At 45.1% G+C, this 13,483-nt stretch carries 13 protein-coding genes; 4 read left to right on the plus strand and 9 right to left on the minus strand.

Annotation, left to right across the window (positions count from 1 at the left end):
- The first annotated feature begins 56 nt into the window (after nucleotides 1-56).
- Nucleotides 57-1,286, plus strand: a complete 1,230-nt coding sequence (locus tag OYT88_RS19605) for an MFS transporter (RefSeq protein WP_274402060.1) — start codon at nucleotides 57-59, stop codon at nucleotides 1,284-1,286.
- 323 nt (nucleotides 1,287-1,609) lie between these two features.
- On the opposite strand, the gene OYT88_RS19610 is transcribed toward OYT88_RS19605, so the two are convergent.
- The 6 genes from OYT88_RS19610 to OYT88_RS19635 all read right to left on the minus strand — a co-directional run bounded on the left by OYT88_RS19610 (nucleotide 1,610) and on the right by OYT88_RS19635 (nucleotide 8,483).
- Complete coding sequence (locus OYT88_RS19610; RefSeq protein WP_274402061.1) at nucleotides 1,610-2,542, minus strand: TIGR01777 family oxidoreductase; 933 nt, start codon at nucleotides 2,540-2,542, stop codon at nucleotides 1,610-1,612.
- A gap of 195 nt (nucleotides 2,543-2,737) precedes the next feature.
- Entirely contained in the window at nucleotides 2,738-3,685 is a 948-nt protein-coding gene (locus OYT88_RS19615) for a sensor histidine kinase (protein WP_274402062.1), read from the minus strand.
- On the minus strand, nucleotides 3,672-4,322 hold the full coding sequence (locus OYT88_RS19620) for a response regulator transcription factor (RefSeq protein ID WP_274402063.1): 651 nt from the start codon (nucleotides 4,320-4,322) through the stop codon (nucleotides 3,672-3,674). The genes OYT88_RS19615 and OYT88_RS19620 overlap by 14 nt, the downstream gene beginning before the upstream one ends.
- Before the next feature lie 100 nt (nucleotides 4,323-4,422).
- The gene (locus OYT88_RS19625) at nucleotides 4,423-6,429 is read right to left on the minus strand and encodes an FtsX-like permease family protein (protein ID WP_274402064.1); all 2,007 of its coding nucleotides are present in this window, start codon (nucleotides 6,427-6,429) and stop codon (nucleotides 4,423-4,425) included.
- A 1-nt stretch (nucleotide 6,430) separates the two neighbouring features.
- Nucleotides 6,431-7,189 carry an ABC transporter ATP-binding protein gene (locus OYT88_RS19630; protein WP_274402065.1) on the minus strand — a complete coding sequence of 253 codons (759 nt, stop codon included), beginning with the start codon at nucleotides 7,187-7,189 and terminating at the stop codon, nucleotides 6,431-6,433.
- Between the two features lie 745 nt (nucleotides 7,190-7,934).
- Nucleotides 7,935-8,483, minus strand: a complete 549-nt coding sequence (locus tag OYT88_RS19635; protein ID WP_274402066.1) for a helix-turn-helix domain-containing protein — start codon at nucleotides 8,481-8,483, stop codon at nucleotides 7,935-7,937.
- Nucleotides 8,484-8,622: 139 nt separating this feature from the next.
- Here OYT88_RS19635 and OYT88_RS19640 point away from each other — a divergent pair, with 139 nt between their 5' ends.
- Both OYT88_RS19640 and OYT88_RS19645 read left to right on the plus strand, forming a co-directional pair.
- Nucleotides 8,623-9,324, plus strand: coding sequence for an AzlC family ABC transporter permease (locus tag OYT88_RS19640; protein ID WP_274402067.1), 702 nt, complete (start codon nucleotides 8,623-8,625; stop codon nucleotides 9,322-9,324).
- The gene (locus tag OYT88_RS19645) at nucleotides 9,321-9,659 is read left to right on the plus strand and encodes a branched-chain amino acid transport AzlD family protein (RefSeq protein WP_274402068.1); all 339 of its coding nucleotides are present in this window, start codon (nucleotides 9,321-9,323) and stop codon (nucleotides 9,657-9,659) included. Before OYT88_RS19640 ends, OYT88_RS19645 begins: the two co-directional genes overlap by 4 nt.
- 117 nt (nucleotides 9,660-9,776) lie before the next feature.
- Here OYT88_RS19645 and OYT88_RS19650 read toward each other — a convergent pair whose 3' ends face one another.
- A complete protein-coding gene (locus OYT88_RS19650; protein ID WP_274402069.1) occupies nucleotides 9,777-11,501 on the minus strand; it encodes an MFS transporter in 1,725 nt (574 codons plus the stop codon).
- Nucleotides 11,502-11,920: 419 nt separating this feature from the next.
- Between OYT88_RS19650 and OYT88_RS19655 the strand changes: the two genes are divergently transcribed.
- Nucleotides 11,921-12,481 (plus strand): TetR/AcrR family transcriptional regulator, encoded by a 561-nt coding sequence (locus tag OYT88_RS19655; protein WP_274402070.1) that lies wholly within the window; start codon nucleotides 11,921-11,923, stop codon nucleotides 12,479-12,481.
- A gap of 98 nt (nucleotides 12,482-12,579) precedes the next feature.
- On the opposite strand, the gene OYT88_RS19660 is transcribed toward OYT88_RS19655, so the two are convergent.
- Nucleotides 12,580-12,726: a hypothetical protein gene (locus tag OYT88_RS19660; protein WP_274402071.1), complete on the minus strand. Its 147-nt coding sequence runs from the start codon at nucleotides 12,724-12,726 to the stop codon at nucleotides 12,580-12,582.
- A 185-nt stretch (nucleotides 12,727-12,911) separates the two neighbouring features.
- Nucleotides 12,912-13,247: a restriction endonuclease gene (locus OYT88_RS19665; RefSeq protein WP_274402072.1), complete on the minus strand. Its 336-nt coding sequence runs from the start codon at nucleotides 13,245-13,247 to the stop codon at nucleotides 12,912-12,914.
- Nucleotides 13,248-13,483 lie beyond the last annotated feature (236 nt).

Here is a 13,483-nt window from a genome sequence, read left to right on the forward strand (position 1 = left end):
AAGGGGAATTGTCTTTTGGTCTTAATATATAGACCGGTCTGATCGGGTATATGCTGATGATCGGAATTATTCTTCCCTTTTCCAGCCTGCTCATGAAATGTTTCTCAATCAGGCAGCTGACTCTTTTTGCTTTGGGATCGTCCATCATCGGCTCTCTTATCAGCGGTTTTGCACCTGATTTCGGGCGACTTCTAGCCGGACGTGTCATTCAGGGCCTTGGAACAGGCATGATCCTGCCCATGACGTTTTCGGTCATCTTGGAAATCTTTCCCCCGAAGCGAATCGGTTCCGCTATGGGAGTATCCTCCCTGGTTGTCATGTTTGCACCGGTGATTGGGCCGACTCTTTCCGGCCTCATTCTCGGAGCTCTTTCCTGGCGCTGGATTTTCTTTTTCTTTGTGATCATATTAATGATTGCCATGATCTTTACAGCCATTTTCATGGTCAATCCATATAAACTAAGCCATCCGAAAGTCGACGTGATTTCCTGTTTGACTTCCATCCTTGGTTTTGGGGGCATTGTGCTCGGCGTCAGTCTGGCCAGTGAATTCGGATTCAAGGGTCCGATCATCGGAGTACTGATCATCGGTATCATTGCCATGATACTTTATACAAAAAGACAGCTGCAGATGGAAAATCCTGTCCTCAATATCAAAGCACTAATGGTTCCTAAATTCCGAACAGCAGCCATCCTGGTGATGGTGGATTTCAGCGTTACTTTATCCGCCATGTATTTGCTGCCGCAATATCTTCAGAACGGCCTGACGATTCCGGTAGCTCTGGCGGGGATGATATTGCTGCCCGGAGGACTGATCAATGTATTGTTCTCCTATCTGTCGGGGCGGTTTTATGATCAATTCGGAGCGAAGCATCTCGTCAGAATCGGATTTTTCACCTCTATGATCAGTACCGCACTGCTGCTCTTGACATCGTCCGGAAGTTCCGTAGCTTATATCATTTTATGTCATATTTTACTAATGATCGGTATCCCGCTGGTCATGGCACCGGCTCAGTCGAGCGGATTGAATGCACTCCCGGCGAATCTGGCAAGGGATGGAAGCACCATAATAAACACCTTGCAGCAGATCATCGGTGCGATGAGTACTGCAGTCGCTACGTGGCTGCTCAGTGTCGGGCAAACATCGTATTTCTCCGGCGGCGGTACGCGTGAAGCGGAAGCCTTTGTCAAGGGCTCCAAATATGGATTTTGTTTTGCCCTGGTGCTTTCAGTCATTGGATTTCTTCTTGCCTTCAGAGTAAAAGAAACAAAGGCGGAAAAGCCGTAAGTTTTACACAAGTAATTGCAGCTGCGATTGGCCAACTGCTCATAGATGCGTAAAACGCGTAAAATAGGGGCAGGTATGCTGGAAAACAGCGATAACGGAAACAGATTGACAGCGTATGGGATCGCCGTTCAAGCAGAAAGCGGAAACAGAAACTTTATCTTCCTGCCAGGATATGTCTGTCGATTCAGCTCAGTTCGTCTTCTGATCAGTTCGTGCCACCGCCCGGCCACCCGCATTTGAAATGCAGCCAGGTTATCGATCTTGCCTGTTTACAGATAAACAACCGGGAACGGACAGCCGCCTGATGATCCATACGTTCTCGTTCAGATCGGTTTTTCTTTCGACAAATCAAGCAGTGCTTCTTCAAGATTGTTAAATTGGAACCGGAAGCCGGCATCCAGCGCCTTTCGAGGAAGAACGCGCTGTCCTTCCGTCGCCATAAAACTTCTTTCACCGAGCGCGAGCCTGATTAATTGTTCCGGAACGTTCAGCCAATAGGGCCGTTTCAGTACTTTTGCCTGTGTTCTGCCAAGATCTCTCATTGTGGCCGGACTTGGCGATGTAAAGTTGACTGGACCCCTGATTTGCTGATTATCAATAATGAATCGCATCAGGCGGACAAGATCATCGATGTGGATCCATGACAGCCATTGATTTCCCGAGGCGATTTTGCCGCCCATAAAAAGCCGATAAGGCAGATTGAGGAGAGGCAGCGCGCCGCCTTGACGACCGAGAACGAGGCCGAATCGTGCACAGACCGTGCGCACCCCGAACCGTTCCGCTTCGAGCGCGGATTTTTCCCACACAGAGGCAAGATGGCTGAGAAAATCGCCATTTCCATGACCCGATGTTTCACTAAAAGTCTTCGTAGCGGAGGTCCCGTAAATGCCGACTGCCGACGCACTGATCAGCAAACCGGGTTTTGTTTTGACTTGCTCGATAAAGCGGACCAGTGTGCCGGTACTTTGTAAACGACTGCTCAATAAACGTTCCTTTCTTTTGCGTGTCCATCGTCCGCCGTTGATGGAAGCGCCTGATAAATTGATTAGGCCGTCAATAGAATCCGGAAGCTTTGTGGTCCAATCATCCGCACCCTTCTGCATCCACTGAACGTAATGGACATGATTTAAAGGAGTAAAACGTTTGGGATCCTGCCTGGTCAAAATGTAAAGATGATGCCCTTCCTGATGAAAGGAACGGATCAACGACCGCCCGATAAATCCGCTGCCGCCTGAAATAACAATATTTTTACTCATCGTTCCTGTCCCCCCTTCAATAGTCTATAACAATGAACGACTAGCCAGATTCCTTCCCCATGGGATAAAACGACGTCTGAGCATTCATTCATCAAAAAAAAGGGGACTAAAAGCGTCACCCGTTTTATTGTCTTTAAACGTTCGAATGTCCTTATCCATCTTTTCGCTGCCTTGACCTTGATGGAGCAATCTTTTTCAACTGTGCCGCTTTTCTTCCATGCGCTTAATCGTCACGGTCGTCCCCTTGTCAATTTCGGAATCGACGCGAATAGTCAGAGAGAGCCGGTCGGCAACTTCTTTTGCCAGGAAAAAACCGAGGCCTGTCGCTTTTTTATCGCGCCGCCCATTGTAGCCGGTAAAGCCATGTTCGAACAGACGCGGCAGGTCTTCCTTTAAAATGCCGATACCCGTGTCGCGGACTTGAATAGAGGTTGGAGTCATATGGATACCGACCTGGCCCTTTTCAGTATACTTTACCGCATTGCTGACAATCTGTTCAAGCGCGAAGGACAGCCACTTCTCATCCGTGATCCAGATCGCGTCGCCATCAACCGCTACACGAAGCCCCTTTTTTATGAACAGAGGAGCAAACTTGCGCACGAGGGCCTGAACGAGCGGCCTCAGCTGCACCTTTGAAAAGCGATAATCCGTCTGTTCATTATTCAGGCGCAGATAGTACAGCAGCATGTCCAGATAATTTTCCAGCTGGAACGTCTGCTCCCTCAATTCATCGATTGTAAACTCTTTCGTCTGTCCCATCAGATCGAGTACAGATAGCGGTACCTTCATTTGATGGCTCCACATGCTCACCACTTCGGTTAAGTTCTCATCAAACTGCCGTACTCTGAAAAGTTTATCTTCATAATATGCTTTTTGTTCACCCAGTAATGTCAGCATGTCCTTCTCTGCCGCGGTTTCCGGTCTTAAAGAAACAGAAGGGACAACTTGATTGATTCGTTCCTTATGGCGGCGGAAAAACCGATAATAGTCATAACTGCCGAAAACGGCGAGAACGGTCGCGCCGAACAGGAAGCTCGACCAGAAGGTACGCAAGGGCAATCCGCGCAGATAAAAGGTAAGACTCATGATGAAGAATACCACCAGAACGGCAAAATAATAAGGCTTTCGCTCATGCCAATACATAACCGACACCCCGTACGGTTCCAATATAGTCAAAGCCGATGGCATTCAGCTTTTTACGCATACGTGCAATATTTACCTGCAGCGCATTGGCATCGATGTATTCGTCCGATGCCCAAAGCTTTGCAAGCAGCGCCTCTTTTGTCACGGTCTGACCGGGCTGTTCAAATAATGTACGGAGCAGCCTCGCTTCCGTGGGTGTCAGATCGACCTGATCGGAACCCTTTTTCAACTCTGTTCCTTCCAATACAAACTCTTTAAAAACCAGCTTTGCCTGAGAAAAGCTGTAGGTTCTGCGGAGTAATGCGTTAATCTTTGCCGTCAGCACGTCAATCGAAAACGGTTTTGTGATGTAATCGTCCGCGCCCATGTTCATCGCCATCACCTGATTCATTTCATCATCCGCCGAACTCAGAAAGATGATCGGTGTCGTTGACCGCTTACGGATTTCCGTTGTCCAGTAGAAGCCGTTAAAATACGGCAGGGTGATGTCCATCAGGATTAAATCCGGTGCCGCCTCATCAATTTCCTGGCGGACGCTGCGAAAGTTTTGTACGGAAACAACCTTGTACACAATCAGAGCTGTTTTCAGCTGCTTGACAATGGCCGCATCGTCCTCCACAACAAACACTTTTGCCATCAAAATGTCTCCCTTATTAATCGGCTATATCCATTCTACTGATTTTCACAGCAGCCGACAAATACAAAAAAGGCATCCCAAACCCGGGATGCCCCTGACCTTACCGTTCAACAATTCGATAGTAGGTCCGGCTCGTTTGTCTGTAAATGAGATAGTAAATGACGGAAACAACGGCAATCGTCCCCGTGCTGGTCATCAGCAGCAAGCTGAATCGTGCCGTACCGAATAAACTGATTAGTTTTTGAATCATGATGAACGCAAAGGCAAAGTGAACAATCGCGACGCCAACCGGTAAGAAGAACATGAGCAGAACCTGTGAGCGAATCGTCTGCCGCACTTCTTCGCCGCTCAGCCCGACTTCCTGGAGAATTTTAAAACTGCGTTTATCCTGTTCCCCTTCTGAGATTTGCTTATAGTAGATGATTAACGCCGTACCCAGGATAAAGGTGAAACCCAGAACGAGGCCGATAAACAGGAAGCCGCCCGCAAAACTCAAAAAGCTCTTATGCATCTCTTCATAACTGTTCATGGCCGGCGTCATACCGGAAACTGCCTGACCCCCATTGGTTTCCGCGCGATCGATACGTTGAATCGGTCTGTCTCCATTCGCGCGATAGGGGGACAAAGCGTCTTTGAGCCTCTTTGCATTCTGCGCAGTCATGTCGGTACCGATCGTGGTCTCAAAACCCAGTTTGACAGTGGGCTGCCCGGCCGCCTGGGTTGCAGCGTCTAATATCGGCTGAATTTGTTCTTTCGTATTGACAATCAGAATCAGCCAGTTTGAGGCCATCAGGTTCATTGATGGGAAATTATTGATGTGCTGAATTTGTTCTTTGATTTTAAAAGTATGATTTCCGAATCGCACTTCGGTTTCCTTAAAGCTTCCAACCGCCGGATACGCGATGGCCTCATTGCCCTGCAAATGAACCTTTTTGCCGGTCAGCTTTTCATAAGTCTGTGCCGTCATGAAATTTACTGTAGTCAGATTGGAAAGATTTTGTCTGTTTTCAAAATGACCGTCCTTTATTGCTCCGGTTATGCCGTTTGACATTTCATAGACAATTTCATTTTTCAACGGTATTCCCGTATCTTCAGCCACCCGATCGATGAATGCGGTGCTTCGCTGCTGCGGAGCATTAATATTAACGACTGTATTCCGAACGAAAAATTCATTCAGAAATCCATTGATGCTGGAATATAAACCGACCGTTGTCGCCAGGGTGACGAATGTCATCGCGACGAGAATCGTAATATTGGCCAGTCCGACCGCGTTCTGTTTCATACGGTAAATCATACTCGACAGAGTAATCATATGTTTAGGCTGATAGTAATAGTTTTTGTTCCTTTTCTGATGTTTCAGCAGCCAGACCGTAAAACTGAGGTAGAATAATAATGTCCCGAAAATGACAAACAGCACAGCGATAAAAAATTTTGTTAACGCATCGAGCGGAGAGGTTACGGTGACGGCAAGATAATAGCCGATTGCCAGGAAAATCATGCCCAGCAGGGCAAGAATTCCGCGCGACTTCGGCTCTTTTTCCCCTTTATTCGCGTCGTTAAGCAATTCCAGACTGGACTGCCGGTGAATTGAGAAGCTGCCGATGATAATCAGCAGCAGATAAATCATCGCGAAGACTGCGGAAACGATCATGACTGCCGACGTGCTCCATTGCAGGTCAAAGTAGTTTTCGCCAAGCAGGTTGATTAAGATAAGATATAAAAATTTGGCGAAAATGACTCCGAAGACGGTTCCTGCAACGACGGTCGCAAGGAACATGATCAATAGTTCCAGAATCGAGATTCTGACAATCTGCCGTTTTTTCAGGCCAAGAATATTATAAAGCCCGAATTCCTTCGTTCTTCGTTTCAGTAAAAACCGATAACTGTAGATCATAAAGATGACGGCAAAGATGATCAGGACGATCAGCCCCAGGCCGAGCAGCATCGCCACATTCGCCGCACCCGGCAGTTTTTTCAGGCTCGGACTGAGCAATATCGTCGCAATGACCAGATTCATGATAAACATCACGATACTTGAAAGTGCAAAAGGAAGGAAACTGCTTATGGATTTGCGAATGTTGCGGCTCGCCAGTTTGAAGTAAAACATCTTATCTCGCCTCGGTCCCGAGCAGGTTCATCATGGTCATGCTGATTTTTTGCATGAAGCCGGATGATTCCTGATTTGCACGGTAAAGCTGGTGGAAAATGCGGCCGTCTTTAATAAACAAAACGCGTTTGGCATGACTGGCCGCGATCGCCGAGTGAGTGACCATCAGGATCGTCTGACCGGTTTCATTAATTTCCTCAAGCAGGCCCAATAAGTCTTCGCTGTTCCTGAAATCAAGCGCTGCCGTCGGTTCATCGGCCAGAACAAGCTGCGGCCGCGTGATCAGGGCACGCGCGATCGCCACGCGCTGCTTCTGACCGCCTGACAATTCGAAAGGCTGTTTGTTAAGCAAGTCGGCAATATTTAATCTCGGTGCCAGCTGCTCGATCCGCTGCTCCATCTCCCGTACCTTCCGGCGGCCGAGTACGAGCGGCAGGAAAATATTGTCGCGCACGGACAGTGTATCGAGTAGGTTGAAGTCCTGAAAGACAAAGCCCAGATGCGTGCGGCGAAACTCCGCCAGCTTGCTCTCTTTAATTTTCGTAACCTCCTGCCCGTTCAGCACCACGGATCCCGACGTGGGCTTTTCAAGCGTTGCCAAAATGTTCAGAAGCGTCGTTTTCCCGGAACCGCTCTCACCCATAATGGCAATGTACTCCCCATCTTCGACACTGAAGCTGACATCCTGCAGCGCGACGGTTTTCTCTTTGCTGAATCTTGTCTGAAAAATTTTCTGCAAGTGATTGACTTGTAACAACATTTGACTCGCTCCCTGCCTATTATTTGGCTGATGGATTTAGTATACAAGATCCGGTGCAGGTCATTCTTACATTTCCGAAGCGCAATCTTACAGATTTGTCAGATTGAAGCAAAACAACTGATGACAGTTTTTACTATCAATGCAAACAGATTGGCATTCCGGAAGCGGGCCGCGGAGTCAGCCGGAACCGGCTTCCCATCCGACCGATATCTGCTTTCAATCAATCCGGGTGCCCTTACGCTTTCTCCCCATGACTGGCTGTTTGTGAAAAGACAGCACCAGAATGATGACGGCAGGATCCGATTGACGCCGTATTTTCATCTGCTGTCCGCCCTCTTTTCCCGTAAAGCGCCGCTATTTGCCGCGGAAAATAATGGCCGACAGTTTATAAAAAGGGTTAATTATTTTGTAAAAGGATAGATAAATACGATTGATTAAGTAAAATAGAGAAATGTGTCCTGGGATAAAGGCCTATTAGAAATGCGACTCGAAGAATTTTGAAGCGGGGTAGCTCAAAAGCTGCATGTCCGTCTCTTTACAGCCAGGCTCTGAAAAATTCTAGTATAGGGCGGTCCTTTGATTAACAGCGGTTTTGCAGCAAATATTTATGTGAACGTGCTGTTCGGCCAAAAGGCCTTTATCCATTCGCTCCTCAAAACCGCTGTTATAATTTCACGACAATTCAGGTCAGAAAGCCCGCTGACACGCAGCAAAAATCCATCATGAGTCCGATCGGAATTCTTGTTTAAAGGTAATAGTTTATGACAACGAAGGTCAGTAAACAATTCTGTCGATTAATATAAGTGTGACGCACTGAAGAATCGAAATAAATGGAATCTCCTTCTGAAAGCGTGTACTCTTTTCCTTTGGTTTTTAAAATCAATTTCCCGTTAGTGATGTAAATATATTCCTGAGATTTTTCCGAATGTCCAATCGATTCATTCGCTGAATGAGAATCTAATTCTACACGAAACAGTTCGAAATTTCGTGTGGGCGTACTTGTAAAATAGCAAAAAACGCGATAATTTTCAGCTTCATTCACTTGTTTTTTACATTCGGATTTTCTTACAATGACAGCGTTATTGGGCATTTCATCAATCAGCTTTGTATAAGGAACTTTAAGCCCATTGGCAATTTTCCAAATGGTATTTATTGTCGGGTTGGATTCTCCTTTTTCAATTTGTGAGAGCATCACTTTGCTGACACCGGATAAGTCAGATAATTGACCCAGGCTCAAATTTTTCCCGGTTCTTAGTCGATTAAGATTTGCAGCAATAATATGATTAAGATCCATAAAATATCCTTTCCGGGCTTGACAATTATATTTAACCATCGTAAATTATATATTACGATTGTTAAATAAGTTGTTCATTTGTTCTTTATATTTTACATACGAAACCATTAAAAATCAAGTGTTGACGGGAGTCTGTACCATGAATAAAATGAATGCATTAAAAACTGCTTTTCCATATACACTTCCAATTTGTACAGGTTTCTTAGCTCTAGGATTGGCCTATGGCATTTACATGAACAGCAAAGGATTTTCATTCATTTATCCGATGCTTATGAGCCTGACGATTTTTGCAGGATCCATGGAATTTGTGACCGTAAATCTATTAATGTCCTCATTCAATCCTATCTATGTTTTTCTACTGACATTAATGGTCAATGCAAGGCATCTCTTTTATGGAATATCCATGCTCGAAAAATACAAAGATACGGGAAAGAAAAAATGGTATTTGATCTTTGGACTGTGTGATGAATCTTTCTCGATTAATTATTCCGTAACGCCTCCTAAAAATGTAGACAAAGGATGGTTTATGTTTTTTGTTACCTTATTAAACCATTTCTATTGGGTAGCCGGTGCCACCTTGGGCGGCATACTTGGAAATTATATTAAATTTAATACGAGAGGAATTGACTTTGTTTTAACCGCGTTATTCGTCGTCATTTTCCTTAGTCAATGGACCTATTCAAAAAATCATTTGTCATCCTCTATTGGCATACTTTCCTCGGCCATTTGCTTATTTATCTTTGGATCCGGCAACTTTATGATTCCTGCAATGATGACGATACTGCTCAGCCTTACGATATTAAAAAATAGCCTTAAACGCAGAGAGGAGGCGGCAAGATGACGATGACTCCGGAACAAAGCATCATCACAATCATTGCGGTCGTTTTAGGAACAATAATGACTAGATTCTTACCCTTTATCATTTTCCCGGCAAGCAAAACAGCGCCGCGCTACATTAAATATTTGGGAAAAGTATTGCCTTCCGCCGTAATCGGCTTATTAGTCATTTACAGTTTGAAGGATGTTTCTTTTTTTTCCGGTTCCCACGGATTACCGGAAATAATCGCAATCTTATCTATCATCATTCTTTACATATGGAAGAAAAATACGCTGGCTTGTATTGTCATAGGTACACTCGTTTATATGGCTCTCGTGCAATTTGTTTTTGTTAGTTAATCGCAGGCTGGCTATTAGGTTGGGATGTTTCATCAATGTTTATCATTATCCCTTCCCCATCCCGAATCATCAGGCTCTTACCGCCGTTTTTCCTTTGCCGGGAACGCATTTGGCTATTTATCTGTAAACCCGTTTTTTTTCAGCCGGATCTGTCGGTTTTAATTCATGAAAAATGTATCGTTTTCCGCGGGAATAGGACATAATCGCTGCCAGGAGCGACATCAGCATCGACATAATGAACGTCAGCGATAATCCGTGCAGGAAGGCTCCGCTAATTAAATTCGGGAAAAAATGTTGTCCCGTAATGATTTTAGCCTGTTCGGCCGGGAGCGCTCCCAATACTTGCTTAGGCAGCAAACTTTGTAACGGATTATAGCCGAGCAGTGCGGCAAAGAGCGATGAGGTCGGCGGCAATGCCGCAACTTTATGAGCGATCGAAACAGGAATGCCGTGTTGAATCAATCCGCTGTACATTGCGCGGGGAAGTTTCTGCGCGAGTCCGGCGATCATAATCGAGAAGAAGACGCCCATGCTGAGCATTGTTCCGGCATTGGTGAAGGTTGATCGCATGCCCGATGCGACACCGCGGAATTTTGCGGGCACTGCATTCATGATCGCGGCCGTATTCGGCGATGAAAAGAGTCCCATTCCCGCTCCGATGATAAATAAGTATGTCCAGAAGAGCCAGGGATTAAAGTTAATCGGCAGCGTGTCCAGCAGAAAAAATCCGACCGCCGTAACGGCCATGCCCAATGTGGCCAAAATCCGCGATCCGAAATGATCCGACAGCACGCCGCTGATCGGTCCGGCCATAAAGAAGCCGATTAACTGCGGAAGCGTATAAAGTCCCGCCAACAGCGGCGTACTTGTGTAGGAAACGCCATGCAACGGAAGATAAATACCCTGCAGCCAGATGATCAGCATAAACTGCAGGCCCCCTCGGGACAGGGAACTTAATATGCCGCTTATATTGCCCGCCGTGAATGGCCAAATCGCAAACAAAGATAAGTCGAACAGAGGCTGTTCGGCATATCGTTCAACGACCGCAAACACAATCAGTAAGATCAAACCGCCGATGAGGCCCAACAATACCCATGGATTTGTCCAGCCCATCGTGTGAGATCCATAAGGCATAATTCCATAAGTCAGGCCGAGCATGATGCCAAGGATGCCTACAGCAAGCGTCAGGTTTCCCAGTATGTCCAGTCTGACCTTTTCATGATGGCTCTTCTTAATCTCATGCAGGCCGATATAGGCCCAAACAGTTCCGATTAACCCGACAGGAACGCTGACAAGAAAAATCAAGCGCCAATATCCGGTCGCCGCAAGCGCGCCGCCGATTAACAAGCCAATGACACTGCCGCCGACAGCTGCGACCTGATTCAGGCCCAGCGCCATGCCGCGCTGATTGACCGGGAAAGCGTCTGTCAGAATGGCCGTACTATTGGCAAACAGGAAACCGCCTCCAATTCCCTGGATAATGCGAAAGATAATTAATTGAATTTCTCCGGCACTCCCTGTACCCCAGGTCAAAGAAGCAAGAATGGAACCGACGGTAAAAATGAGAAATCCGAGATTGTATAACCTCACCCGGCCGTAAATATCGGATAAGCGTCCAAAAGTCACTAAAAAAACAGTCATCGCAATATTAAAGCCCATCAGAACCCAGAGCAGGAGACTGCTTTGCCCATTCGCCAGCGGATTCACTTTCACACCGTTAAAAATAACGGGCAGAGCAATAATGAGAATCGATTGGTTAATCGTTGCCATCAACACACCCAGTGTTGTGTTGGAGAGAGCAATCCACTTATATTTTGAACTCACTGTTGATTCGTTTTCCAATTTTTTCTACACCGGCTTTCATAATTTATCAGATTGGATCAGGCCAATTGATTGTGCTGTTTGCGTATAGAAAGAGCACTTTAATGAGGGGGAACTTTTTGTCCACTATACCTGCGGAGCTTCTCTTTCTGGGAATAGCGAAGGCTTCTCTTATTTTTCCGATCATTGAATCTATCATCTAAAATTCAGCGATGAAGCTATAAAAAAAAGAACGGATTTGCGCCGTCAAGATGGGATACGGCATCGGCAGGTCTTCTTATGTCAGAAAAAAAACGGCAAGTGTGATAAGATTAAGGTATTGTAAAATGAAGTTGGATGGAATGTTCAATCTGGTTTTGAGTATAATGTTCACGTTCCAGGCTGTCAAGCACTTCTCAGTTTTTCATATTTTAGTCAGATCGATCATGGCGGTGTTGATCATGAGTAAAAAAGAAGATATCTTTAATGCGACGCTTCAATTAATTATTGAAGAAGGAATACAGGCTGTCACCCTTGCTAAAATTCTCGGCAGGGCCGGTGTAGGATCGGGGACGCTCTATCATTACTTTTCGAGTAAAGAGCAATTGTTATATGAACTGTACCTGAAATTATCCGGAAGAATGTCGGAAAGTGTGCTGAACGGCTACGATCCGCACGAAAGTGTCAGAATTCGATTTAATAAGCTGTTGAAAGGTTATCTGGAATATATAATCCATAACTTTCATGAGCACAATTTTACCGAACAGTATTTTTATATACTTCGGAAAACGAGGCCAAGCGATTCGGCATTCGATACGCCCTTTCGATCGGCATTAGGGAAAATTTTTACAGACGGGCAGGATCAAAAAATCATTCTGAACTATGAAATCCCGATTCTGATCCAGATCACATGCGGCATTATTGCTTCAATCGCAAGAGGCAATCAGAGCAATAGATATATATTAGATGAGTTAAAAAAGCAGCAGATTCTCGATTCATGCTGGAATTCAATCAGAGCTTAGACAGAGCAATTTTCCTGCAGATTCTCATGATTGCCTTGTATCTTTTACGTTTATTAAACTAATAAAACGTCGAATCATACAGGATATATAGCCCTTAATCAGTTTATCTCTGTCAATTCCCTGCAGGGCAGCAGGGCATCCAGTTTCCCGATGGCGATTCTTCGTTTCTCAGAAGGAATAGACTCCAATGCTTCCCGGATGAATTTTTCATCGGCACGTGCAGCTCGTTTAAAAAGACTTTCCACACGTTTCTTTTCTTCATTGCTGACCGTATCTATCGGGCAGGTTTCTTATAAAGGATCCAGTGCCGCTTTGATTCTTTCTTCATCCGGTTCCGTTAGATAGTTAAGCAATTTTTCTATTAATTTTGTTATTCCTCCATTCATGATCAGTTTTCTCTCGTAAAAAAATCCGAAAATCATATGAACTCCTATTTAAGATGGTATTTATCATACATTACAATATCGAATAGTTCATAACGATCAATGAGCCTTATATCCGTTGCTTCCGCAAAATTAATCGCCTGTGCCGTAAAAAAGTTATTGGTTATAATCCAGGCTTTTTGCGCCATCCAGTGATCTCTGGCCCGGTTAATCTCTTGAACAGACCGAATGCCCACGTTATTTTTAAATGGTTTGATTTGGACAACAATCCGTTCTTTTCTTTCTAATACAAGGAAATGATCGGATGAAGATGTCCTCCTAACTTGATATCCCTGTTTTTTAAAAAGCAATTCCAAATAATGTGCAAAATCAGTGCCATCCATTCGGTCAATATTCTGAAGGTCCGACTGACTTAAACGGCGTATTTTCAATTTGTGTCTGTCATAAATTGACATAATGCCATCAATGGCAAAAAGGAGAATAAAAAATAAAACTAGTAGATCGATTCAAAATTAGTGTTTATATAGATGGTTTATGGTATCCTTGAAACAAGAAGATTCTGGGGAGAGGATACGATGCCATTCAAACGCCAAAAAGCAGCACTGCTGCTGACTCAAGA

It is taken from the genome of Sporolactobacillus sp. CQH2019, from assembly GCF_028765345.1.
GTDB lineage: Bacteria > Bacillota > Bacilli > Bacillales > Sporolactobacillaceae > Sporolactobacillus.